The following is a 24,183-nucleotide window of genomic DNA, read 5'->3' on the forward strand; positions in this document are numbered from 1 at the left end:
CGACGTATGTTTTATTATAACAGCTATTTTTCATTGGTATATTAAAGTTTCATTACATCTATTTACCAAACTGTAACAAATTTTACCGCCGGCCGTTTATTATCTTTCTATATGGATTTCGAGGCTATTTTCTCCTGCTATAATGAATAATTGCCCTCTTATAGTCTGAAGATTATAATGAGAAAGTAAAGAAATGTCTTTTACTAAGTATATGTATATATGAAAGATTACTTATTGAAGGAGGAAAAGAATGCTTCAACAATACCGGACTGTGAAGGGATACGGCGAAAATGAGATAGTCATCCAAAAGTCTCGCTTCATCACATACGTCAATCGTGCAGAAACAGAAGAAGCCGCCCTTTCCTTCATCCAGGAAATCAAAAAAAAGCATTGGGATGCCACCCACAACTGCTCCGCCTATATGATCGGCGAGCATGATTCCATACAAAAGGCCAATGACGACGGTGAACCAAGCGGAACCGCCGGCGTACCGATGCTTGAGGTACTTAAGAAGAAAAACCTCAAGGATACAGTGGTCGTCGTGACAAGGTACTTCGGAGGCATCAAGCTTGGAGGCGGCGGGCTGATCAGAGCATACGGCAAATCCGCTTCAGAAGGCATAAATGCCACTGGGGTCGTGAAACGCACATTGATGTGTGTCATGCATACGACCATCGATTATACATGGCTTGGCAAATTAGAGAATGAACTACGGTCCTCTCATTACTCCCTCAAGGATATCACCTACCTTGAACAAGTGGATATTGAGACATTTGTGGCTGTTCCGGAAAAAGAACAGTTCATCAAGTGGATGACGGAATTGACGAATGGGCAAGCCACCGTTACAGAAGGCGAACTTCTCTACCACGAAGAGCTTGAAACCTAATAGGCGCCGCTTACGTCTATATAACGACGATTCCTTCATTGGAAAGCAAATAGCAGCCTACTCGTATACAAACATAAGGGAGAAAACAGAATGGAACAGAAACGATACATCGTCAAGAAAAGAAAAAAGAAGAGAAGGATTTTGCGTAAACTTCTTCTGATCGTAATCCTTTTGGTTTTAGTGGCAGGCAGCTACGGCGCCTATGTTGTCTACCAAACGATGCAGGCGGCCGATGATTCATACAGCCAGTTGGGGCGCGGCGAAAAATCCGATCTCCGCGACAAAGCCGTACACTTCGGCAAAGATCCTGTTTCCATCCTGCTGATGGGGGTCGAGGATTATGCAACAGGAGGCAAAAACGGACGTGCCGATACCATCATGGTAGCCACATTCAATCCGGATACAAAATCCATGAAGCTCTTAAGTATTCCTCGTGATACAAAAGTATATATCCCGTCAAAAGGGCGCAAGGATAAAATAAATGCCTCATTCAATAAAGGCAAAGACTCGACCATCGAAACGGTAGAGAATTTCCTAGAGATTCCGATCGATTATTATGCAACGATTAACTTCGAAGGATTCAAAAGCGTGATCGATGAAATCGGCGGCGTCGATGTCGATGTTCCATTTGATTTCTGGGAATATACAGACACCTTCCCGCGTGAAAAGATTTACTTCGAAAAAGGGCCGGCCCATCTGAACGGCGAAGAAGCACTTGCTTATGCCCGCATGAGAAAACGCGATCCTAACGGTGACTTCGGCCGAAACGACCGCCAGAAAGAAATTGTCAAAGCAGCGTTTGACGCGATGCTGAAACCGAAAAATTTGATGAAGGTTGATGAAATTTCCGACCATGTCGGCAAAAATATGGAAACAAATCTGAAAGCGACAGACGGCCTTTCATTCATCACCAAATTCAAGAGCCTTTCTTCCGACAGTATCCAAACATTGAAGATAGAAGGTTCCAACGATACGTCAACAGGCATTTATTACTTCATCCCAGATGAAGATCATATCGATAAAATCAAAAAAGAACTGCAGGAAGAATTGGATTACCACGGTAAATAAAAGATCACATCCGGCGCACGTTGCCGGATGTTTTTTTATTATGCCTGCTTGTAAGCCCCGGCCATCCACTATTTTTTGTGAATGTGCCATTAACATACGGCATATACCTTTTATATCTTTGCACCTGCAGGTAAAAAAAAAAAGGGATTCTCAGCCTTCATGAAGTGCCTGGCCGGCTGTACGGACAGCACTACGTTTGGCAAGAAACTTTTCCAGAACAATCATCACCCACAACGTGGAAATTAACAGGAAATTACATTACTTTTCGGTAAATTTTATATTACGAATATTTCACAAAGCACTATTGCTTCCTTCATTATGTTAAACTACCAAAAGTGGAAATACATTTTAATAGTTAGAATATTATTGCAAAAAAAGAAAAAGCACGGATGATAGAAACGGAAAAGGAGAAGTATCTAAATGGCGTCGAATCGCAAAGTGTATGTTGTAACCAAACGAAAGAAAAGCCGCAAAAAATTAGCTATGTTTATTTTAACGCCTATCCTAGTGCTCTTATTTGGCACAGTCGGCTATGTGGCCACTCTTTACACGAAAGCAGAGCAAGTGGCCGATCAATCATATGAACCTTTGGACCGATCATCAAAAGCGGTTGCTGATCTGTCCAATCATGTCGATAATATGTCCATCCTCTTCATAGGCGTGGACGACAGCCAATCAAGAAATTACAAAGACAGTACCCGTTCTGACGCATTGCTGTTGGCAACCTTCAATAAGAAACTGAAAACCGTCAAGCTTCTCAGTATTCCGCGTGACTCCTACGTATATGTCCCTGACAAAGGAGATTATACAAAAATTAACCACGCCTATGCTTTAGGCGGTGCAAGGGGCTCCGTCGAAACCGTCGAGAAGCTATTGGACATTCCGGTTGACTACTATGTGCGCATGAACTTCTACGCACTGATCGACATTGTGGATGCACTTGGCGGCATAGAAGTGAACGTGCCTTACGAAATGTACGAAAAGGATTCCAAAGACCGCGGAAAAGCCATCCATCTAGAGAAAGGGGTGCAAGTGGTCAACGGTGAAGAAGCATTGGCATTCACGCGTACCCGCAAGCAAGATAACGATATGGAACGCGGCAAGCGCCAACAGGAGGTTATCCAGGCCATCGTCAAAAAAGCAGCTACCGCTCAAGCACTCACCAAGTATACAGATGTGATGGAAACAGTCGGCGAGAATATGAAAACCAACTTTACCTTCTCTCAAATCAAATCATTGATGGCCTTCGCCCTTAAAAACAACGACATGGAAATCGAAAATCTGCAGCTTCAGGGCCAAGATGCCACGATCGACGGCGTCTATTATTACCAATTGGATGATGAGAACGTAGAAGAAATTTCAGACACCTTGAAAGAGCACCTCGAAACAACCGCTTCCTCAAAAGTAGCGCAAGAAACGGCACCACAAGAAACGTTGAAGAATCAAATGCCGGCAAACAGTGATTCTTCAGAGGAAGAATAAATCAGCGCATAATCAAACACCCCCTTCGCCTATTCTGGTGAAGGGGGTGTTTTCGGTTATTAGGTTGTAGGGGCTACTGCCCTTCCGCTTTTCTCTCTGTCTAGCTCCGAACAACCAGCGGCTAGGGGACTTCACCCTTTTCTTCTACGATAAGTCAACATCAGTTCGCTATGCTCACTGTGTTTCCTTTATCTCAAAGAGAAAGGGCTCCAGTCCCTACGCAGCTAAACGGGTGTTCTCCGCTTTTCTTGGTGTCTAGCTGCAACGGCCGTCTCCGCTTTTCGTTATAAAACTACGGCTGCTATCATCCCAAAGATGAATAGCGGGATGTTGTAGTGTAGGAATGTTGGTACGCATGTGTCCCAGATGTGGTGGTGCTGTCCGTCTGCGCTTAGTCCTGCTGTCGGTCCCAAGGTGCTGTCTGATGCTGGAGAACCCGCATCGCCAAGTGCGCCGGCTGTTCCGATCAATGCAGCTGTCGCTAATGGCGATAGCCCTGCCGCTGCGCAGATTGGCACATATAACGCCGCCAAGATTGGCACTGTACCGAAGGACGAACCGATGCCCATTGTAATGATCAGGCCAACCAATAGCATGATGAATGCAATCATCATCGGAGACGTGCCGATGATATCCGTTGTTGCGTTCACGAGGCTATTCACAGCTCCAGTTTCTTTCAATACGGCTGCATAGCCTGAAGCGACAAGCATGACAAACGCAATCATCCCCATCATGCCGATCCCTTTTTGTACCACTGCATCTCCTTCGTTGAAATCAACCACTCTCGTAACGAACAAGACAATAATTCCGGCAATGGCGCCCAATACAAGTGATTCTGTCCATAGCTGAATGACCAATGCTGCCACGATGCTGATGACCGTGAAAGTATGAGAGAGATTCCATTTGATGATTTCATCTGTTTGCTGTTTTACTTCAAGTACTTTATATTCACGGGGTTTCCGGTACGATACGAAAACGGCAAACAGTAAGCCGACAATCATCCCAGCTCCCGGTATTAACATGGATAATGTAACGTCATGCAAGGAAACGGACATCCCATTAGATACCATTTCATCGCGGACAATCCCTTGGAAAATCAATCCGAAACCAGCCGGAATCACCATATACGGCGCTTGCAGACCGAATGTCAATGCTGTTGCAACGCTTCTTCTGTCCAATTTCAAACGATCGAACAAAGCCAGTAACGGCGGAATCAGAATAGGGATAAAGGCAATATGTACAGGAATGACGTTTTGTGAAAGACAGGCCAAACCTGCAATTGATAAAACAAGGAGCGTCTTTTTCCCTTTAAAAACCTTCAGCATTTTATTCACAAGGATGGTGGTAATTCCAGACATCCCGATCATGACAGCGAAGATTCCCAATAACACATAACTTAATGCTGTATTTGACTGCCCGCCCATCCCGGAAATCAAGACATTGACCGTATCGACAATGCCCATGCCGGAAACGGCTCCAGCCACGATGGCGGCAACAATAATCGAAAATAAAACATTTACCCTTAATAAACTAAGTGCCATTAAAGCAATCACACTGATCAGAACGGCATTGAACATATGATGCACCCCACATTTCGTTTCTATTACTTTATTACTTTACCTAACTAATATAATAAAGTACAGCAAAAAGTTTATCTAGTACTAATCTACCACTTTCATCAGCCATTTAAGCTCACAAAAAAAAGATGCATGTAGTCTATGCACCCTTCTATCACCATATTAACAGTCTAGTATTCTCTTCCCTTTAATATAAACTGCATCAGCGTGATTCACGGCGAAATGGTATGGCAGATAAGCATAATTCGGTATATCCCAAACCACAAAATCGGCCTGAGCACCAATGGCAAGCGATCCGGCGCTTTCCCCCAAGCCAATTGCATGGGCGGCGTTCACAGTCACGGCATTCCATATTTCTTCTGCTGTCATCTTTAAGCGCAGGGCTGCCAAGGACATAATCATCTGCAGATTTTCTGTCACACAGCTTCCCGGATTAAAATCAGTGGCGAGGGCAACCGCTCCTCCACAGTCTATAATCGTTCGGGCTCGGGCATACTCATTTTTCCCGAGATAAAAGGTAGTCCCCGGCAGCAATACGGCCACTGTCTCTGATTGCGCCAGCAGACCAATCGCCCGATCGGACGCGGCTACCGCATGGTCGGCACTTGCCGCATTCAGTTCAACGGCCAACTCCGTACCGCCAAGCGAAACGATTTCATCGCAATGGATCTTAACGCCAAGCCCGCAAGCTTTTGCATGCTGCAGGAATGTCTTTGCCTGCTCGGTGGTAAAGACCCCATGCTCACAGAATATATCAGCAAAAGACGCCAGTTTCTTGTCTGCAACCTCGGCAGCCAGCCGGCACATGTACGCAATGAAATCATCTTCTTTTCCGCTGAATGCAGGCGGCAATGCATGGGGGCCAAGAAACGTGGAAACCATTCTGAGAGGAAAGTGCTCAGATAGCCTTTTAGCCACCAGGAGCTGTTTCAATTCTGTTTCCCGATCCAAACCGTAACCGCTCTTGCTTTCGACTGTAGTCGTCCCATGGCTCATCATCCGCCGCAGATGCTTTGCCGCTTTTTCGAATAATTCATCAGCTCCGGCTTCCCTCGTTGCTTTTACCGTTGAAAGAATGCCTCCTCCTTGTTTGAGGATTTCCAAGTAATCCAAGCCACTCTGCTTCAATGCCAGCTCATTTTCCCTCGAGCCTCCATGGACTAAATGGGTATGACAATCGACAAGGCCCGGTGAAACGACTTTTCCGCCAACGTCTATCGTTTCAGCCGCGTCTGGAAAAAACGCCGGATCATCTGCCCCTATCCAGGACACATGCCCGTCTTTGACAGCGAATGCGGCCCGGCGCTTGACCGCCAACTCTTTCATCCGTTCGCCTTTTAATGGAACGGGACTCTTCATCGGAAGCAGCAACTCTCCTATATTCATCACTAATGTATCATGCATGGCCGCTAGTCCCTCCCCAGCATCGGCATATCGATTCCCTTATCATGCGCTTCTTGAATCGCCTTTGGATAGCCGGCATCCGCGTGGCGGACAATTCCCATGCCCGGATCTGTCGTCAGTACCCTTTTCAACTTTTTCTCTGCTTGTTCTGATCCGTCCGCCACGACCACCATGCCGGCATGAAGGGAATAGCCCATTCCCACGCCGCCTCCATGATGCACGGAAATCCAGGAACCGCCGGCCGCTGTATTCACCAGCGCGTTCAGGATGGCCCAGTCGCCGACCGCATCGCTTCCATCCCGCATATTCTCCGTCTCGCGGTTAGGCGATGCAACCGATCCGCAATCCAAATGATCTCGCCCAATGACAATCGGAGCCTTCAATTCGCCTTTTCTCACCAAATCATTAATGGCAAGACCCATTTTCAGCCGTTCACCATAGCCCAACCAGCAAATCCGTGCCGGCAGCCCCTGGAATTCAACCTTTTCAGCAGCCAATGCAATCCAGCGCTGAAGATGTTCATTTTCGGGAAAAAGCTCCTTGATGAGCCGGTCGGTGCGGTAAATATCCTCTGCTTCCCCTGATAGGGCTGCCCAGCGGAACGGCCCTTTTCCTTCGCAGAACAAAGGGCGGATATAGGCAGGGACAAATCCAGGAAACGAAAAAACCTCTTCAACCCCTTCGTCTTTGGCAACCTGTCTGATGTTGTTGCCGTAATCAAAGACAACTGCTCCTTTTTCGGCAAAACGGAGCATGGCTTTTACATGGTCGGCCATTGATTTCTTCGCCATTTCCACATAGCGTTCCGGGTGTTCCCGGCGCATTTTTGCACTTTCATCCAAGCTGAGCCCTGCGGGGATATATCCGTTCAGCGGGTCATGGGCCGAAGTCTGATCCGTCACGATATCGATGTAGACATCCTTATCCAGAATTTCATGGTGGATCTGGGCTGCGTTGCCCAATAGAGCAATCGACCGGGGAATCCCCGCCTCTTTTGCCTCCATCGCCCACTGGAGCGCTTCATCGACACGATCCGTCATACAGTCGCAGTACTTGGTCGAAAGCCGTTTCTCGATTCGCAAAGGATCGGCCTCCACTACAATCGCCACTCCGCCATTCATCGTGACTGCCAGCGGCTGGGCGCCGCCCATCCCTCCCATGCCGGCCGTCAGGGTAATAGTGCCCCGCAGCGAACCATTGAAGTGCTGGTCTGCCAATGCGGCGAAGGTTTCGAACGTCCCTTGCAGAATGCCCTGAGTGCCAATATAAATCCAGCTACCTGCTGTCATTTGGCCGTACATCATCAAACCTTTTTGATCTAGCTCGTGGAAATGCTCCCAATTGGCCCACTTTGGCACCAACACCGAATTCGACAGCAACACACGCGGCGCCATTTCATGTGTCTTAAATACGGCAACCGGCTTTCCTGATTGCACGAGCATCGTTTCATCATTTTCCAGCCGTTTTAGTGTAGCCTCCAAGGCATGGAACGCTTCCCAATTCCGCGCTGCCTTGCCGATTCCCCCATACACAATTAACTCTTCCGGCTTTTCCGCCACCTCCGGATCCAGATTATTGCGCAGCATCCTCAATGCCGCTTCCTGTTCCCAGCCTTTGCATTCCAATTCTGTGCCTCTTTTCGCCCCTACCGTTCGATCAACCATCTTTTCTCCGCCCCTTTCTGCTCTTTATTATTGAATAACCCGCAATAAACGATCCATGGCCTCGATGTCGTATGAAAAAACCCGGTCTTGTGCAATAGCCGGGATATGGCGGCGCATTTCTTTCCACTTTTTCTGAAGTGCAGGCGAACTTTGATCGATTCCCCGATATTCTACTGCCTGCATGGCACATATACATTCTATGGCCAGGACGCGGCGGGCATTCTCAATAATAAGCCCCGCATGCCGGGCAGCGATTGTCCCCATGCTCACATGGTCTTCCTGATTGGCAGAGGAAGGAATGGAATCAACGCTGGCAGGATGGGCCAATGTTTTGTTTTCCGAGACCAGTGAAGCCGCCGCATATTGCATGATCATCGCTCCCGATTGAAGGCCGGGCTCCGGGCTCAAAAAAGCCGGCAAGCCATCGTTCAATTGCGGATTCACGAGCCTTTCGATTCTCCTTTCAGACATATTGGCCAGCTCTGCCACGCCGATTTTCAGAAAATCCATACTGAACGCAATCGGCTGCCCATGAAAATTGCCTCCCGAAAGGACAAGCTGTTCACCGAATACTAATGGATTATCTGTCGCTCCGTTGATTTCAATCTCGATTTTTTCCTTCACATAATCCAACACCTGCCAAGAGGCGCCGTGGACCTGTGGGATGCAGCGCAAAGAATAGGCATCCTGCACGCGTATTTCTCCCTGCCTGGATACCAAAGAGCTTCCCTGCAGCCAATTGCGCATTCGTTCGGCTACTGCCGACTGCTGGGGATAGCCTCTTGCTTCATGGAGCAGCGGATGAAAAGCATCCACAACACCCCTTAGCCCCTCAAACGTCAACGAAGCGATCCATTCGCTGTCATACGCCAATTGTTCCGCTTCCACATAGTTAAGCAGAGCAACCGCCGTCATGGCTTGTGTGCCATTAATCAGCGCCAATCCCTCCTTCGCCTGGAGCACCAACGGATTGATGTTGTTCTTCACCAGCACTGTTGCCGTATCTGCTGTTTCTCCATTGTCCCCAAACACCTTCCCTTCTCCAATTAGTGCTAGTGCCAAATGCGAGAGAGGCGCCAAGTCACCCGATGCCCCCAAAGAACCTTGTTGGGGAATCACCGGATGGATGCGTCGATTGATGAACGTCTCCAATAAACGGACAACCTCTTCCCGCACGCCTGAATACCCCTTTAACAAAGCATTCAGGCGCAAGACCATCATGGTGCGTGAGACAACCTCAGGAAAAGGGGAACCCACCCCGCATGCGTGGGAACGAATAAGATTGAGCTGGAGCGCCTCGACGTCACATCCATTAATACCAACATCACTTAGCTTGCCGAATCCTGTCGTAATGCCATAAACGATTGCTCCTTTATCTACCATTCCCTCAACCGCTTTTCTGCTGTTTCTCACCCGTTCCACAGCATCAGGGGCTAATTGGATGGGTTCATCATCCAAACAAATCCGCTTCACTTGCTCAATCGTCAGACCATGGCCGTTCAACTCAACCATGCACATTCCTCCTTTTAAACAGCAAAAAGAGGCAACAATGGCCAACAAAAAAGCCATCATTACCTCCTGATTGCTAATCACTATAGGTAAGATTATTAAATGAACTAACAGAGCAACTCCCTCCCCCAAAAGGTCGATATCACTAGAAACCGATATCAGCTATCTTTAGGAAAAGCGGAGAACACCCGTTTAGCGGCGTACAAACTCTCCAGCAGCCTTATTCCACTCCAAATTTCAACAAAACAATCCTTTAAATATGATTAATGCCAAGCCCAATCGCTTCATGCTCCAGCCCTTTCACCGGCGCTCCGATGGTTCCGTAAAAGCAGACGGCAAGCCATTCGCCTTCTCTAGGGTCATTATATGCGGCGCCCCTGACGACCGCGAATCGCAGCCCCACTGTCCTCATGGTTTCACCGATTGCCAATTGGCCTCTCGTCACCCCTTCGAGCGCTTCTAAGATCGCATGGTACAAGGCATGCGTTTCTCTGTATAAGTGAGACGAGATCAATTCTGTTCTTTTGGCGGCCGTTTCCACAGCCGCAATAATTTTAGACATATTCATGCTGCCGACTTTTCCGCTGCAGATGTGCACTTGATTTAGCGGCTCCTGAAACATGGCCGCTTCTTCTTCAGAAAGCATAGCCGCCAACACGGCCAATTTTCCAATCTTATGGTGATCTGCCAAATCCGCACCACCTTCAAAGGGATATTTTCTATATATTGTAAAATTTCAATCTAATAATTGTCAATTTCTTTCGTTACCAATTATTTGCTTACAAAAAAAACTGGCCCAAAGGCCAGTTTTTTTTCACATTTATTCGCTTTTTATTTATCCGATGAGTTGCCTGCGTCTTTCGTAGACAAGAAGCGGAGCAACGGTTTATACTCGCTTCCCACCAGCCCTACTTTTTCCACGAATATCTCAATGGCCAACAGCAGGATGACACCGATGATCATAGCGCCCCAGACAGTTGACATGGAGAAAATAATGGCTGCCAATCCAAAACTTGCTGCCATTGCATAAATAAGAAGGACTGTCTGGCGGTGTGAATAGCCTAGACGTAGCATGCAATGGTGCAAATGCGATTTATCAGGTGCAGACAATGGTTTTTTGTGAACGATTCTTCGGATAATCGCAAAGAAAGTATCCGAAATCGGAACACCAAGAATGATTACAGGAACAATTAATGAAAGCATAGTGACATTTTTAAATCCGAGCAATGATAAGACTGAAATCATAAAACCTAAGAACAATGCCCCTGTATCACCCATGAATATTTTCGCCGGGTGGAAATTATACTTAAGAAAACCAAGCGTGCTACCGATCAATATAGCGCCAATACTCATAACAAATAGATCGCCTTTCAGCATAGCCATCGCAGAGATGGTGATCAACGCGATTGTGGATACGCCGGCAGCTAAGCCGTCCAGCCCGTCGATTAGGTTGATGGCATTGGTGATGCCGACAATCCAAAGGATCGTTAAAGGAACGCTAAGCATGCCTAAGTGGATGCCGCCGTCAAACGGCAAGTTGATGTATTCCACTTGCACACCACTAAGAACGACGATCAACGCCGCTGCAGTTTGCCCGATAAATTTTACTTTAGCTGATAATTCCATCATATCGTCAATAACGCCAATGATGACGATGATGCAAGCACCGATCAAGATAGCCATTGTATGTTCCTGCTCTGGCCGCAGTACTGCAAGGCCGATCAAGAAGGATATAAATATCGCTAAGCCGCCAAGACGCGGCATAATTTTCGTGTGCACTTTCCGTTGATTAGGCTTGTCTGTAGCCCCAATCAAGAAAGCCAGTTTTTTTACCAAGGGTGTAATAATCAGCGATGCGAAGAAACATATTAACAAGGTAAGGTAAACCATGATGTACCTCCTCAATTAGTATCATAACCAAATTTTTTTGAAATAAATTGTTAATTGTAACTTATCTTTGCAGAGAATGGGTAATGCCCATCTTTTTAATTCCCGATATCTTCGTAATCAAACATCACTCTAGGATATTTTACTTAATCCTTCAAAAACTTTCAAACTATTTTTGTCTTATTGCTAGAAAAAGGACTTTATACCTTCTATAAATATATATCCACTTTTATTCCTATAGAAAACCCAATTTCCTTAATATCTGGTACATATTGATGTATAATGCATAAGGTAAATATTTCATTTACTTTATATCTCTACCATATAGTATTCTATTTTATCTTTTGTTAAAATAGAGATTACTAATAAATGAAAGAAAATTCACTTAGAAATAAGGGGCAAACAATACTTATGTTAACCTTTTTAAAGACTACTCTCACAGATTCCAGCCAGAAAAAGTTAAAAAAATACAAAAAAACCGTCCAAAAAATCAATGCTCTGGAAGCAACCTACCAGGATATGACGGATGACCAATTAAAAGCCATGACCCAAACGTTCAAGGACCAGCTTGCAAACGGCAAAAAGCTTGATGATGTTATTCCCGATGCTTTTGCCGTTGTACGGGAAGCATCCAAACGTGTTTTGGGCATGCGCCATTTTGACGTCCAATTGATTGGTGGACTTGTCCTCACCGATGGAAACATTGCCGAAATGGCCACTGGTGAAGGGAAAACGCTTGTCGCTTCCCTGCCTAGTTATGTACGGGCATTGGAAGGCAAAGGCGTTCATGTCATCACTGTCAACGATTATCTTGCCGGCCGGGACCGTGAAATCATCGGGCAAATCCATGAATTCCTTGGCCTGACAGTCGGATTGAATCTTCCGCAAATGCAGCCGCATGAAAAACAGCAAGCCTATGCAGCTGATATTACGTATGGTGTCGGCACCGAATTCGGTTTCGATTATCTGCGTGACAATATGGTCGTTAACCAAAACGATAAAGTTCAGCGCCCATACCATTTCGCCATTATTGATGAAGTCGATAGCGTCTTGATCGACGAAGCCAAAACACCTTTGATTATCGCAGGAAAAACGCAATCAAATTCTGATTTGCATTATATTTCTGCCAAGTTGGCCAAGCGCTTTAAGAAAGAAGAACACTATACATTCGATCCGGAAACGAAAGCGACCAGCTTAACGGATAAAGGAATCGAAATGGTTGAAAGAGCATTTGGCGTCGACAACTTGTATGACCTCGAACACCAAACGCTCTACCATTATGTGATCCAAAGTGTCCGTGCCCATGTCATGTTCCAACGGGATGTCGACTATATCGTCAAAGAAGGAAAAATTGAACTTGTCGACGTATTCACCGGCCGGATCATGGATGGCCGCTCCCTAAGTGATGGGTTGCATCAAGCGATTGAAGCCAAGGAAGGCCTGGTCGTTACAGACGAAAACAAGACACAGGCATCGATCACCATCCAGAACTATTTCCGGATGTATCCTAATCTTTCCGGCATGACTGGTACGGCCAAAACAGAGGAAAAAGAATTCCTTCAAGTTTATAACATGGATGTCATCCCTATTCCGACAAACCGACCTAAGTTGCGTGTGGACCATCCTGATAAGCTATACCGGACGAAAGATGATAAATACAAAGCAATGGTTAAGCAGGTAAAGGAATGCCACGAAAAAGAACAGCCTGTCCTGATCGGTACAACTTCCATTCTCCAATCGGAAACGGTGGCTGAATATCTGGATAAGGCTAACATCCCTTACAGCCTGTTGAATGCCAAAAGTGTCGAACAGGAAGCTGCCCTCATTTCCGTAGCAGGGCAAAAAGGCCATGTCACCATCGCCACGAACATGGCAGGACGCGGAACAGACATCCTTCTCGGGGAAGGAGTGGCTGAAACAGGCGGATTATTCGTCCTGGGAACGGAAAAACATGAAAGCCGCCGTGTCGACAACCAGCTCCGCGGACGTGCTGGCCGCCAAGGCGATCCCGGCGACAGCTGCTTCTATTTATCATTGGAAGATGATATGTTCAGCCGTTATGCATACGAAGAACTGGAAAAACTCAGCAAAAAAATCAAAAGCGACGAAGACGGCCTTGTAACCAATAAGAACATGTACGACTTTATCGACCGGACTCAAAAGATCGTAGAAGGATCCCACTTCTCCATGCGTGAATACAATCTAAAATTGGATGATGTGATCAACGAACAGCGGAACATCATCTACTCATTGCGCAATCGCATTATCGAAGGCAGAGAGATGACGGAACTTGTCCAACAAATGATTCCGCTTGCCGTCAAGCATGTCATCGATGACTTATGCCGGGAGGAAATCATTCCGGAAGAATGGCCATTGCACAAACTGCAGTTGGAATTGAACAGCTTAGTAGCCGGCGAGGAAATCAAATTCCCTGAATCCATCGCCAATAAACAAGATATTGAAGATCTAGTAGAGCCGCATGTAGCCGCTTATTTAGAAAGAGTTGCAGAGCGTACCGAAGACGAAGGCTTCATTACATCCATGAAGTACGCGATGGTATCTGCGATCGACCAGCAGTGGATCCACCATCTCGAGCAGATGACCCGCCTGAAAGAAGGCATTGGCCTCCGCTCTTACCAACAGGAAGATCCTATGCGGATATACCAAAACGAAGGCTTTGAATTGTTCCAACTATCCTATAATCAAATCACAAAAAAATTGGCCCATGAAATGGCCTATTTGATGCAAATACAACCGTAAAGAGCTTGCAGCTTTTACAGACAATCCAACAACCATTCCATTAAGGAGGAACACAGATGCTTTCCTTTTTCCGTAAAAACAATACGAAGGTACAAAAAGAAGGTAAAGAAAGTACCATTTCAGCTTCAGACATGTTAAACGAAAGTGAAGAGACAGTAAGTGCAGATACCGATATCGATACAGAGCTATCCCTTCACCCATCATGGGATTTATCTGAAGAACAAGGCTATGTATACCGCTTTTTAAACAATGAATTAAGCCCGTTAAAACCCAACCAAATCTCTTTGGCTCCCATTGAATTGCATCGAGATGACAACGGTGATCTGATCGCTATTGCTTTCGTCCGCAACTCGTTGGAAAAGGCCATTACATTTGAAGAAGTCACTTTGCTTCTTTTAGACGGTGAGCATCAGCCCATCGCGCGTCAAGCATTCAATCTTGCTGAATTGGGAGAACTTCCAGGCAAAAGCAGCCGCCCATGGCAGTTTATCTTTCCGCATCCAATCATCATGAAGGACCAGTATTCAACCACTGACTGGTCCATCGCTTTTGAAATTAAGCCAAAGCATGCGTTGGACTTGGCGGAATCTTGGAACAGCAGTTTAAGTACGGAAGATAAAGAAAAACTCCGCGAACTTGTAGATAGCCTGACACCGCCTAAAGTGGGCGAAGTCAACTTCATGGGTATGCAAGCATTCAAACGCGAGAATGGCGATTTGCATGTGACCGTCCTGATCCGCAACGGCAGCCCGAAAAACATTACCATCCAACAGCTGCCTTTGCAGGTGACGGATGCATCAGGTGAAATAGTCGCAAAAGGGGGCTTCCAGCTTGATGACTTGGAAGTAAAAGCAAACACAACAAAACCGTGGACATTTATCTTCCCGGCAAGCATCCTTTTGAAACCAGAAATGGATCTCAGCACGTGGAGAGTAGCCGCTGTACAAGAATAATAAATAGTATCCAACTAAAAAGTCCTTCTGTTTTCCAGAAGGGCTTTTTGTAACGTCTTTCTTATTATAACTTTTGAGTACGATGGCGAAACTTTATGGTAAAATACCTTACTACACACTTAAAACAAAATCTTCTAACTAGTCAGGGCAATCCCTAGTGATTTCCCGGGCGCTGTTCTATAATATCCATAAGGAGGAGAACAACTTTGTTACATGACATACTAGCAAATTATGCATCTTTATTAGATTTGCATATGTGGATAGAAGAATTATCAAAGCCTAGCAGCTGGGGGCTTGTCGCATCTTTAGCTGTCCTGGAAATATTATTATCGGCAGATAATGCCTTGGTTCTCTCTGCATTCGTTCAACGTTTGCCAAAGCATCAACAAAAGAAAGCACTTGTATATGGATTATGGGGAGCCTATCTATTCCGTTTCATCTTAATCGGATTAGGGACATACTTGATCCACCTATGGTTCATTAAACTACTCGGCTCCCTTTATCTTTTATGGCTGTCCATCAACTTCTTCCGCCAGAAATTCTTTTCAAAGGAACCAGAAGACGATGCACCTAAATCAGCCGAGGTTAAAGGAGTCTTAGTCCGTGTATTCGGCCTCTTCTGGGCAACCATCATTTCAATTGAATTAATGGACTTAAGTTTCTCGGTGGACAGCATCCTCGCTTCACTCGCCGTGTCCGATGAAGTATGGCTTGTTATGCTGGGAGGAATGCTCGGTATCCTTGTTATGAGGGGAATTGCCACCGTATTTATCACGTTAATGCAAAAAGTGCCTGAACTTGAAACGACTGCCTATATCCTAATCGCCTTCATCGCCGTGAAGATGGGAATCACATTAATTGATATCGAAATCCCGAACAGCATCTTCTTCACAGTCATGATCGCCGCATTCGCAATCACATTCATCGTGCACTATATAAAAGAAAACAAACGGAGACGGCACGCTTAACTCCGTACAAACTAAAGTAAAGGAAAGAGGCTGCCCCTATCGGCAGCCTCTTTCCTATTCACTTATTTATAATTGGCAGTCAGTGCATCAAGATACACGACGCCATTTGTTTTGTTAGTGGCATTGCCTTCTGCGATATAAATGCTTTGGATGGAAATCGGATAGCTGATGCCTTTAGGCAGGATGGCTGTCGTCTGTTTCCATGCACTCTTCCAGTTCAGCATATGCTCTTTGGTGAAGTCGATGGTATACTCTTTCCCTTTGCTGTCTTTCACTTTGCCGCGAAGCCAGTGGTTTTTCGCATCTCCCCATACCCATAATGACAGGGATGACGGATTGCCCGGGACAGTCAGTTTTTTGACGGGGCTCATATAACTTGCGGATACATTAGCCTTATATTTCCGGAAATCATATTGAATGCCGATATACCCTTTCCCCTCTTTTCGGATAGAGCTATTATTGCCGATTAAGGATGTGGCAGCGCGGGTGCTCGATGCTTTCCACTCTTTCACATTGTCCAATGAGCTGACTACGGCAGGCTTGTTGCTGACGGTAACCGGAATGCTCAATTTCTTGCCATTGATGTCGGCAATGATACTGCCTGTGGCATCTGTTGCAGAAGCGGTGAATGTGCCGTCCGCTTGAATCGTTCCGATGTTTCCAGTCACGCTCCAAGTGAGGGCTGACGGACTGTACTGCATCGCTTTTCCGTTCTTGCCATAGGCGGTCACGGACATTTTTTGCGTCTTGCCGTTTGCAATTTGTAAAGAAGCTACATTCGCCGACATGTTTGCCGGTTGCGCTTCTACACTGATCGGCTTTTTCACCACTGCTTTGCCGCTTGTAATAACAACATATCCAGAGCCGGAACGTTCGGCAATAAATGTATTCCCTTCCATACGGCCGATATTTCCTTCTACTGAATACTCCGGTTTAATGAAAGATGCTTGGGTGAGATTGTTATAGGCATCAAGGGCCGACGTGACCGTAAAACTTGTTGAAGAACCAGCCAGCAGGTTGCTCTCTCCATTCTGGGCAACGGTGATCTTCACCGGTTCGCTATAAGGCGCGGATGAGATGACTTCCAGTGTGTTGGAGATTCTTCGCTGGCTGCCGTCCGCCGGCCAGTTCACAAGTGATGCATACCGGTCGCCCGGGATTCGAGCAGCCATGGTGGTTGAACCGCCGCCATCCATATTGATTGCCTGGTATGCCCCCTTGCTCACCAGATAATTGGCGAATTCTTGCATGGTCATGCCTTCACTCTTGCCTTTCTTTTTGGAATCGACCGTCACCATGAAGACTTTCTTGCCGGTTTTGTCGATGGCAATCGCCGTTCTGGACGTGCGCTGCAACGCTTTTCCGGAATTGTAAGCAATCGTCATATTGGCTTTTCCGTTCTGGACCAAAAGCGGGCCGTTAGCCAAGATGAACTTGGCATCCTTCCATTGCTGGTCGATATCCACCGTGACGGAAATCGAATCGCCGACTTTCATATTTTTCAGCGCGTCGGCTTTTGTGCCGGAAGCGGAGAGGACAAAGCCGTCTTTCGGTATTTTGGCAGAACTCTTTGTGCCATAAGAGCGGATTGCCGAAATTTTCCCTGTTACCGTTTCCCCGAAGGAAGCCTCTTTATCGATTTTTTTATTTAACCCTGTCACTACGATTTCATGACCGTAAGGATTCGTTTTTGTATAGTCTTCTTTGTAGCTGCTTGTATAAAGGTTGAGCGCATGATCTTCACGGATATTATTGAAGCTGTCCACCTTCATACTTTGATTATTGTATGAGGCGCTGATGGTGATATTGAACCGCCCGATTTTGGCTGTATTGTCTTTCATTACGCCGAATGCGGCCGGTACGCTCATAAATGAATTGGAAGGCTCGAAATCGCGCCCCAAATTCACAATCTTATGATCGACTGCCAATAAATAAGCCGGAATCCCGCTCGTTACATGGTAAATGGAAGCATTGACCGCCCCCACTACGTGATGGTTTTCTCTTGTATGTAACTTAGATAATGCCGTGACGGTGTTCTTTTGCTCAAGCACCGGTGACATTCCGATTTCGACAGATGTGTAAGGATCATTCATATTCAGCTGAAGCATATTAATGAACTGATTCTTTTTGGCCACAACGCTTTGATTGGAATCCCACTGGACACCAGGTGTGAGTGTCACTGTTTTCGCTAATCCATTTGTTCCCCCGACGGCGAAATATGCACTGAAGCATATAATCGCACTAGCTGCCATTTTTGAAAATTTCAATTCCCAACAACCCTTCTAATTGATTTAGTACATCTATCATACTACTGGAATAAAATAGGCGTGCCAACCCTAATAAACAATAACATTAGGACTATTTCGAAAATGAGTCTTACTGCGGATGATTATTTCACTATTTTCCAAGATTGAAAGACTATAAACCCACTCATTGTTTGATTCTTCCTCAAAAAAGGCTGATCGACACACAAAAAAGATATCTGCTCAGCAGCAGATATCTTTTTTGCCTTCGACCAACCTTTGACCTGCGTTTATGGTATTACAAAACGGAAATGGTGTTACACTAATCATTTTATCATATAGCGTCCGTATTACAAGATAAATATGAAAATATTTCTTTTGTTGGGTAATTTATCTTTTTATTCCTTAAATTATTTAATTCTCTCGTTTACTTCCCTTTTTATCTCTAACTTAGTACAACTTGGTAAATGCATGAAACCGGCAGAAATCACTCTTGATTAATAGTATGATAATAGCGGTTTACACACTTTACATAGCTATTCTTTAAAATCATCTTAAGGAGAAAGTGCCGTGCTTTATAATTCATATGAATTTATTTTTATGTTCTTGCCGATTGTCTTTATTCTTTACTTCGCGCTGAACAAAATCAGTTTCGCGCTGTCCAAGCTCTGGCTTTTTTTGGCCTCGCTGTTTTTCTACAGTTGGTGGAATCCAAGCTATCTTCCTTTAATTCTGATTTCACTGCTGTTTAACTTTTTTGTCGGAACCTACCTCGGCAAAGAAAGCAGGAAATTAAGAAAGACTGTTCTCACACTTGGGATTATATGCAACTTAGGGATGCTCGGTTTCTATAAATATTTCGATTTCTTCATCAGCAATATTAATAGTCTCTTTTCTACCAATCTTACACTGATGAATCTGCTGCTCCCTTTAGCTATTTCTTTCTATACATTCCAACAGATCGGCTATCTGGTCGATTCCTATCGATTGGAGACTAAGAAATATAATTTCCTGAATTACGGCCTGTTTGTCACCTTCTTTCCACAGCTGATCGCTGGTCCGATCGTCCATCATAGCGCGGTCATGGGCCAATTCCAGGATCCGAAGAAGCGCCGGATTCATTATTCCAATATTTCAATGGGACTGTTCGTCTTCGCGCTCGGAATGTTCAAGAAAGTCTGCATTGCCGATACGTTTGCCGTCTGGGCCAACGATGGGTTTTCCATGGCGGAGTCTCTGACTTTCATTGATTCCTGGATCACATCGCTGTCTTATTCCATGCAGCTGTATTTTGATTTCAGCGGTTATTCCGATATGGCAATCGGAATCGGCCTGCTATTCAATATCTCGCTGCCACAGAATTTCAATTCGCCTTACAAAGCGACAAGCATCCAGGATTTCTGGCGCAGATGGCATATGACACTATCCAATTTCCTGACAACCTATATTTACTTTCCGCTTGGGGGCAACCGAAAAGGGGCTGTACGCACATATATCAATATCATGATCGTATTCCTGGCGAGCGGATTTTGGCACGGAGCCGGATGGACGTTCATCATTTGGGGCTTGCTCCACGGGGCGGCCAGTGTCGTCAATCGCCTTTGGAGCCGGGCAGGCTTTAAGCTGAATAAATTTGTCGCCTGGTTTATCACCTTCCAATTCGTCAATGCCGCTTGGGTGTTCTTCAGAGCACCGGATTTCAAAGTGGCGTTAGACGTCCTGAAGGGGATGGCAGGCCTGCACGGCTTTGCAATTCCCCAACAGATCGCCGATTTTTGGAACGGCCTGAACCTGCCAGTTTACGCGCATACGTTGACGGATGATTTCCTGAACACCTTCGTGCTGTTGGCTGGCGCCATGCTGATCGCCTTCCTTGCCAAGAACTCGATTGAGATGCGCGACCGTTTCAAGCCGAGCTGGATGACGGCGGTTTTCTGCACCGGCCTGCTTGTTTACTCGATTTTTCAGCTGCAAAAAGTTTCGGAATTTCTTTACTTTAATTTTTAGGGTGAAAATATGACACATAAAACATTTGCGTATACGGTATTTACTATGGTGACTGCCATCGTTTTGCTGGCGGCCGGATTTGTTTACTATATGGACCCGCTTTGGATGTTCGGCTCCTCCCACGCTTTCAATGACGTGCAGACGGTCATTGACGAGCGCCAGCAGAAGAGCGACCACATCCGTTTCCAGCCATTCGACTACGAGGCGCTCTTGATCGGCAGCAGCCGGACAACCTATATCAACCAGCATGATTTTGCCAATGAAAAAGTCTATAACTACGCAGCAAGCAATATGTCTGTCCGCGAATACAAATCGTTCATTGAATATGCCAAGCAATATAACGGAAAAGAGTTCGATACCGTTTATATCGGCCTCGACTTTTTCAAGAGCAGCATCCAAGAAAGCGCCGCTCCCCGTTCGCTCGACCACTATATCGAAAAGCAAAATGAATCATTTTACCGTTTAAAAAACACGCTATCCTGGGACTCGGTGAAGTACGCATGGACAAACCTCAAAATGTCAGTTGCCGATACTGCGATGGAGGAACGGAACTATAACCGCGAAAACGTAGCATTCGCCAAAAAAGTCCCACCGGAGCAAATCAGGAAACAAACGGAGAAAAAAATCGAGAAGTTCAAGGAAAAGTTCTACGGAGAAAGCTATCAGTACAATCCGGAGTATGCCAATTATCTGCGGGAAGTGAAAGAAATGAACCCCCATACCAAGTTTGTTGCTTTCACGACCCCTATTTCGACGCCATTGTTCCAGGCAATGGTCGAAAGCGGAAGATTGCCGGACTATAAAAGATGGCTTGCTGATATTGTTTCTGTCTTCGGCGAAGTCCATAACTTCATGTACCCGAATTCGGTAACGGATGATCTGGGCAATTATTTTGACGGCCACCACTTTTATCCGGAAACCGGGACGTTGATTGCCCAAAAATTGAGCAATATCCCCGAGAAGGTCCCAGCCGATTTCGGGATGATTGTCACCGGCGATAATTTGGAGGACCATCTCGCCATAATCGACAGCCACAGCAAACTATTGGCTCAGGAGAAACCATCGGTAACTATAAACTGATTGCTTCAGACAGCGTGCCTTAAAAAGCACGCTGTTTTTTTGGTTTCCACCGTGATTGTCTAAGTATGTATATAAATAAGTTGGTTTTTGTAGTAGAATGTAGAAAAATGAATAAATCACCAACCAACAAAGGGGAAAATGAGCTTTGATTTTTAACTCGTTTGAATTTATTTTTTTGTTCCTGCCTATTGTTTTTATCCTTTATTTTGTATTGAATAAAATCAATTTCGTGGCGTCCAAAGTATTCCTGTTATTGTCATCACTATTCTTCTATGGATACTGGAACCCGAAATACGTCCCGCTTGTCGTCGGTTCGCTGATTGTGAATTTCACTATCGGGACATACTTGGGGAAAGAAAACCGGAAATACAGGAAATCCATCCTGACAGTCGGCATCGTCTTCAATGTGGCACTTCTCAGCTTCTTCAAATACTATGATTTCTTCGTAAGAAGCGTCAATTCAGTGGTTCCTACGGGCCTGCCGCTGCTCAACATTGTCTTGCCGCTGGCCATTTCTTTCTACACATTCCAGCAGATTGCCTACTTGGTAGATTCCTATCGTTTCGAAACGAAGAATTATAAGTTCTATAATTACTGCCTGTTTGTTACATTCTTCCCGCATTTGATTGCCGGCCCGCTCGTTCAGCATAGCGATGTGATGAAGCAATTCGAAGACCGAAGCAAGCGTAATATTAACTATCGGAATATTGCGATGGGTCTGTTTATTTTTAGCATCGGGATGTTCAAAAAAGTCGGAATAGCCGATCATTTTGCCATCTGGGCCAATCAGGGCTACAGCATGACCGAATCGCTGACATTCATCGATGCCTGGTTCACATCACTGGCCTATACGCTGCAATTATATTTCGATTTCAGCGGCTACTCCGATATGGCCATCGGCGCCGGATTATTGCTTAATATCGCTTTGCCGAGGAACTTCAATTCGCCTTACAAGGCATTGAATATCCAGGATTTCTGGCGGCGCTGGCATATTACGCTGTCCAACTTCCTAACACGTTATATTTATATTCCTCTGGGAGGAAACCGGAAAGGGAATGTCCGAACCTATGTCAATATTCTGATCATCTTTTTCATCAGCGGATTGTGGCACGGAGCTGGCTGGACATTCATCATTTGGGGGCTGCTGCACGGTTTTGCCAGTGTCATCAACCGTCTATGGCAAAAAGCCGGCTTCGCGATGAACAAATGGCTCGCATGGTTCATTACATTCATGTTCGTTAACGCTACTTGGGTATTTTTCCGTGCGCCCACTTTCGGCGAAGCAAAGAATGTCTTTAAAGGAATGCTCGGCTTGAACGGTTTTGCCCTGCCCAAACAGGTGCAGAAGGCATTCCATCTATCAGCAGACATTCCCGTGTATGCATTCAAATTGGCACCCAGTTTCCTGACGGCTGCCCTGGCATTGCTTGCAGCATTCATTATAGCCGTCACAGCCAAAAACTCCCTGGAACTGCGGGATGATTTGAAACCGAATACATTTAACGCTGTTTTTTGCTCGGCTCTATTGATTTATTGCATTTTCCAATTCCAAAAAGTATCTACGTTCTTATACTTTAACTTTTAGGGTGAATCCATGAATTACAAACATTTTGTTTTTAAAGTATTGCTCATTGTCATTGTGGTTCTCACGGCGACCTCTTCCTTCATCTACCTAATCGACCCTTTATGGATGTTTAGCTCTTCCAACCGGTTCAATCAGGTGCAGACCGTGATTGATGAAAGGGAGCAAAAAACCATCGCCATAAAGTATCAGCCTTTCCCTTATGATTCATTGCTGTTGGGGAGCAGCCGTAGCACCTATATCAACCAGCATGATTTCAAAGGGATGGATGTCTATAATTTCTCGGTAAGCAATATGTCTGTCCGGGAATACAACTCATTCCTCGAATATGCCAAGGAGCGCCGCGGCAAAGAATTTAAGAATGTTATTATCGGGCTCGACTTCTTCAAGACAAGCCTGGACCAAAGCTCGGCCTTGCGCACACTGGATAATTATATTGAAAAAGAAGACAAGCCTTTCTTCCGGACAAAGAACTTCTTTTCCTGGGATGTGCTGAAATATGCATATGGCAACTTCAAGATGTCCCTGGATGGCAAAGTGGTCGACGAACGGAATTATAACCGCGACAATGTCGCCGTCGCAAAGAAAATCGATCCGGAAAAAACTGAAAAGCAAACAGAAGCGAAAATCCAGAAGTTCAAGCACGTCTTCTACGGCAAGACCTATGAATATAATCCTTATTACGCTAGCTATCTGAGACAGTTGAAGAAAAACAACCCGAACACCAATTTCATCGTCTTCACAACGCCTATTTCAAGCGAATTGTTTCAAGCCCTTGTCGAAAGCAAGCGCCTGCCGGATTACAACCGCTGGATCAATGATGTCGTGTCCGTCTTCGGAGAAGTGCATAATTTCATGTATCCTAACTCGATTACCAATAATATCAATAACTACTTCGATGGCCACCATTATTACCCGGAAGTCGGAACGCTCATCGCCAAGAGCCTGAGCAATGATACGAACGGAGTCCCGGCTGATTTTGGGAAAGTCCTGACTCCCGGCAACTATCGGAAAGAGCTGGCGATCATCAATAAAGAAGGAAACCGTTTGGTAGCGGAGAAAAGTGCCAAGCAAACAGGCAGCTGACAGATGCACAAAAGCCACTGAGAATTC

General features: G+C 45.5%; 17 protein-coding genes. 10 read left to right on the forward strand and 7 right to left on the reverse strand.

Features of this window, described 5'->3' with window-relative positions:
• The first annotated feature begins 250 nt into the window (after positions 1-250).
• The 3 genes from BN1765_RS18335 to BN1765_RS18345 all read left to right on the forward strand — a co-directional run bounded on the left by BN1765_RS18335 (position 251) and on the right by BN1765_RS18345 (position 3,436).
• Complete coding sequence (locus BN1765_RS18335; RefSeq protein WP_050616471.1) at positions 251-886, forward strand: YigZ family protein; 636 nt, start codon at positions 251-253, stop codon at positions 884-886.
• Between the two features lie 90 nt (positions 887-976).
• Positions 977-1,954 (forward strand): LCP family protein, encoded by a 978-nt coding sequence (locus tag BN1765_RS18340; protein ID WP_050616472.1) that lies wholly within the window; start codon positions 977-979, stop codon positions 1,952-1,954.
• Positions 1,955-2,374: 420 nt separating this feature from the next.
• Complete coding sequence (locus tag BN1765_RS18345) at positions 2,375-3,436, forward strand: LCP family protein (protein ID WP_050616473.1); 1,062 nt, start codon at positions 2,375-2,377, stop codon at positions 3,434-3,436.
• 284 nt (positions 3,437-3,720) lie between these two features.
• Here BN1765_RS18345 and BN1765_RS18350 read toward each other — a convergent pair whose 3' ends face one another.
• From BN1765_RS18350 to BN1765_RS18375, 6 genes are all read right to left on the reverse strand, one after another.
• Entirely contained in the window at positions 3,721-5,013 is a 1,293-nt protein-coding gene (locus tag BN1765_RS18350) for a Na+/H+ antiporter family protein (RefSeq protein WP_050616474.1), read from the reverse strand.
• Positions 5,014-5,175: 162 nt separating this feature from the next.
• Positions 5,176-6,417: an imidazolonepropionase gene (gene hutI, locus BN1765_RS18355; protein ID WP_050616475.1), complete on the reverse strand. Its 1,242-nt coding sequence runs from the start codon at positions 6,415-6,417 to the stop codon at positions 5,176-5,178.
• Between the two features lie 5 nt (positions 6,418-6,422).
• Complete coding sequence (gene hutU, locus BN1765_RS18360; protein WP_050616476.1) at positions 6,423-8,081, reverse strand: urocanate hydratase; 1,659 nt, start codon at positions 8,079-8,081, stop codon at positions 6,423-6,425.
• Between the two features lie 27 nt (positions 8,082-8,108).
• Positions 8,109-9,593, reverse strand: a complete 1,485-nt coding sequence (hutH, locus tag BN1765_RS18365) for a histidine ammonia-lyase (RefSeq protein ID WP_050616839.1) — start codon at positions 9,591-9,593, stop codon at positions 8,109-8,111.
• Positions 9,594-9,843: 250 nt separating this feature from the next.
• Complete coding sequence (hutP, locus tag BN1765_RS18370) at positions 9,844-10,281, reverse strand: hut operon transcriptional regulator HutP (RefSeq protein WP_261797565.1); 438 nt, start codon at positions 10,279-10,281, stop codon at positions 9,844-9,846.
• A 140-nt stretch (positions 10,282-10,421) separates the two neighbouring features.
• On the reverse strand, positions 10,422-11,480 hold the full coding sequence (locus BN1765_RS18375) for a glycosyltransferase family 4 protein (protein ID WP_050616477.1): 1,059 nt from the start codon (positions 11,478-11,480) through the stop codon (positions 10,422-10,424).
• A 408-nt stretch (positions 11,481-11,888) separates the two neighbouring features.
• Here BN1765_RS18375 and secA2 point away from each other — a divergent pair, with 408 nt between their 5' ends.
• The 3 genes from secA2 to BN1765_RS18390 all read left to right on the forward strand — a co-directional run bounded on the left by secA2 (position 11,889) and on the right by BN1765_RS18390 (position 16,158).
• The gene (gene secA2, locus BN1765_RS18380; RefSeq protein WP_050616478.1) at positions 11,889-14,237 is read left to right on the forward strand and encodes an accessory Sec system translocase SecA2; all 2,349 of its coding nucleotides are present in this window, start codon (positions 11,889-11,891) and stop codon (positions 14,235-14,237) included.
• A gap of 56 nt (positions 14,238-14,293) precedes the next feature.
• Positions 14,294-15,190: an accessory Sec system S-layer assembly protein gene (locus BN1765_RS18385; RefSeq protein WP_050616479.1), complete on the forward strand. Its 897-nt coding sequence runs from the start codon at positions 14,294-14,296 to the stop codon at positions 15,188-15,190.
• 254 nt (positions 15,191-15,444) lie between these two features.
• Positions 15,445-16,158: a TerC family protein gene (locus BN1765_RS18390; protein WP_050616841.1), complete on the forward strand. Its 714-nt coding sequence runs from the start codon at positions 15,445-15,447 to the stop codon at positions 16,156-16,158.
• A 62-nt stretch (positions 16,159-16,220) separates the two neighbouring features.
• Here BN1765_RS18390 and BN1765_RS18395 read toward each other — a convergent pair whose 3' ends face one another.
• Positions 16,221-18,425: a phosphodiester glycosidase family protein gene (locus tag BN1765_RS18395; protein WP_050616480.1), complete on the reverse strand. Its 2,205-nt coding sequence runs from the start codon at positions 18,423-18,425 to the stop codon at positions 16,221-16,223.
• A 546-nt stretch (positions 18,426-18,971) separates the two neighbouring features.
• Here BN1765_RS18395 and BN1765_RS18400 point away from each other — a divergent pair.
• The 4 genes from BN1765_RS18400 to BN1765_RS18415 all read left to right on the forward strand — a co-directional run bounded on the left by BN1765_RS18400 (position 18,972) and on the right by BN1765_RS18415 (position 24,156).
• Entirely contained in the window at positions 18,972-20,408 is a 1,437-nt protein-coding gene (locus BN1765_RS18400) for an MBOAT family O-acyltransferase (protein ID WP_050616481.1), read from the forward strand.
• 9 nt (positions 20,409-20,417) lie between these two features.
• Positions 20,418-21,488 carry a hypothetical protein gene (locus BN1765_RS18405; protein ID WP_050616482.1) on the forward strand — a complete coding sequence of 357 codons (1,071 nt, stop codon included), beginning with the start codon at positions 20,418-20,420 and terminating at the stop codon, positions 21,486-21,488.
• Positions 21,489-21,633: 145 nt separating this feature from the next.
• Positions 21,634-23,073: an MBOAT family O-acyltransferase gene (locus BN1765_RS18410; protein ID WP_050616483.1), complete on the forward strand. Its 1,440-nt coding sequence runs from the start codon at positions 21,634-21,636 to the stop codon at positions 23,071-23,073.
• A gap of 9 nt (positions 23,074-23,082) precedes the next feature.
• Entirely contained in the window at positions 23,083-24,156 is a 1,074-nt protein-coding gene (locus tag BN1765_RS18415) for a hypothetical protein (RefSeq protein ID WP_050616484.1), read from the forward strand.
• Positions 24,157-24,183 lie beyond the last annotated feature (27 nt).

It is taken from the genome of Bacillus testis, from assembly GCF_001243895.1.
Lineage (GTDB): Bacteria > Bacillota > Bacilli > Bacillales > DSM-1321 > Bacillus_AD > Bacillus_AD testis.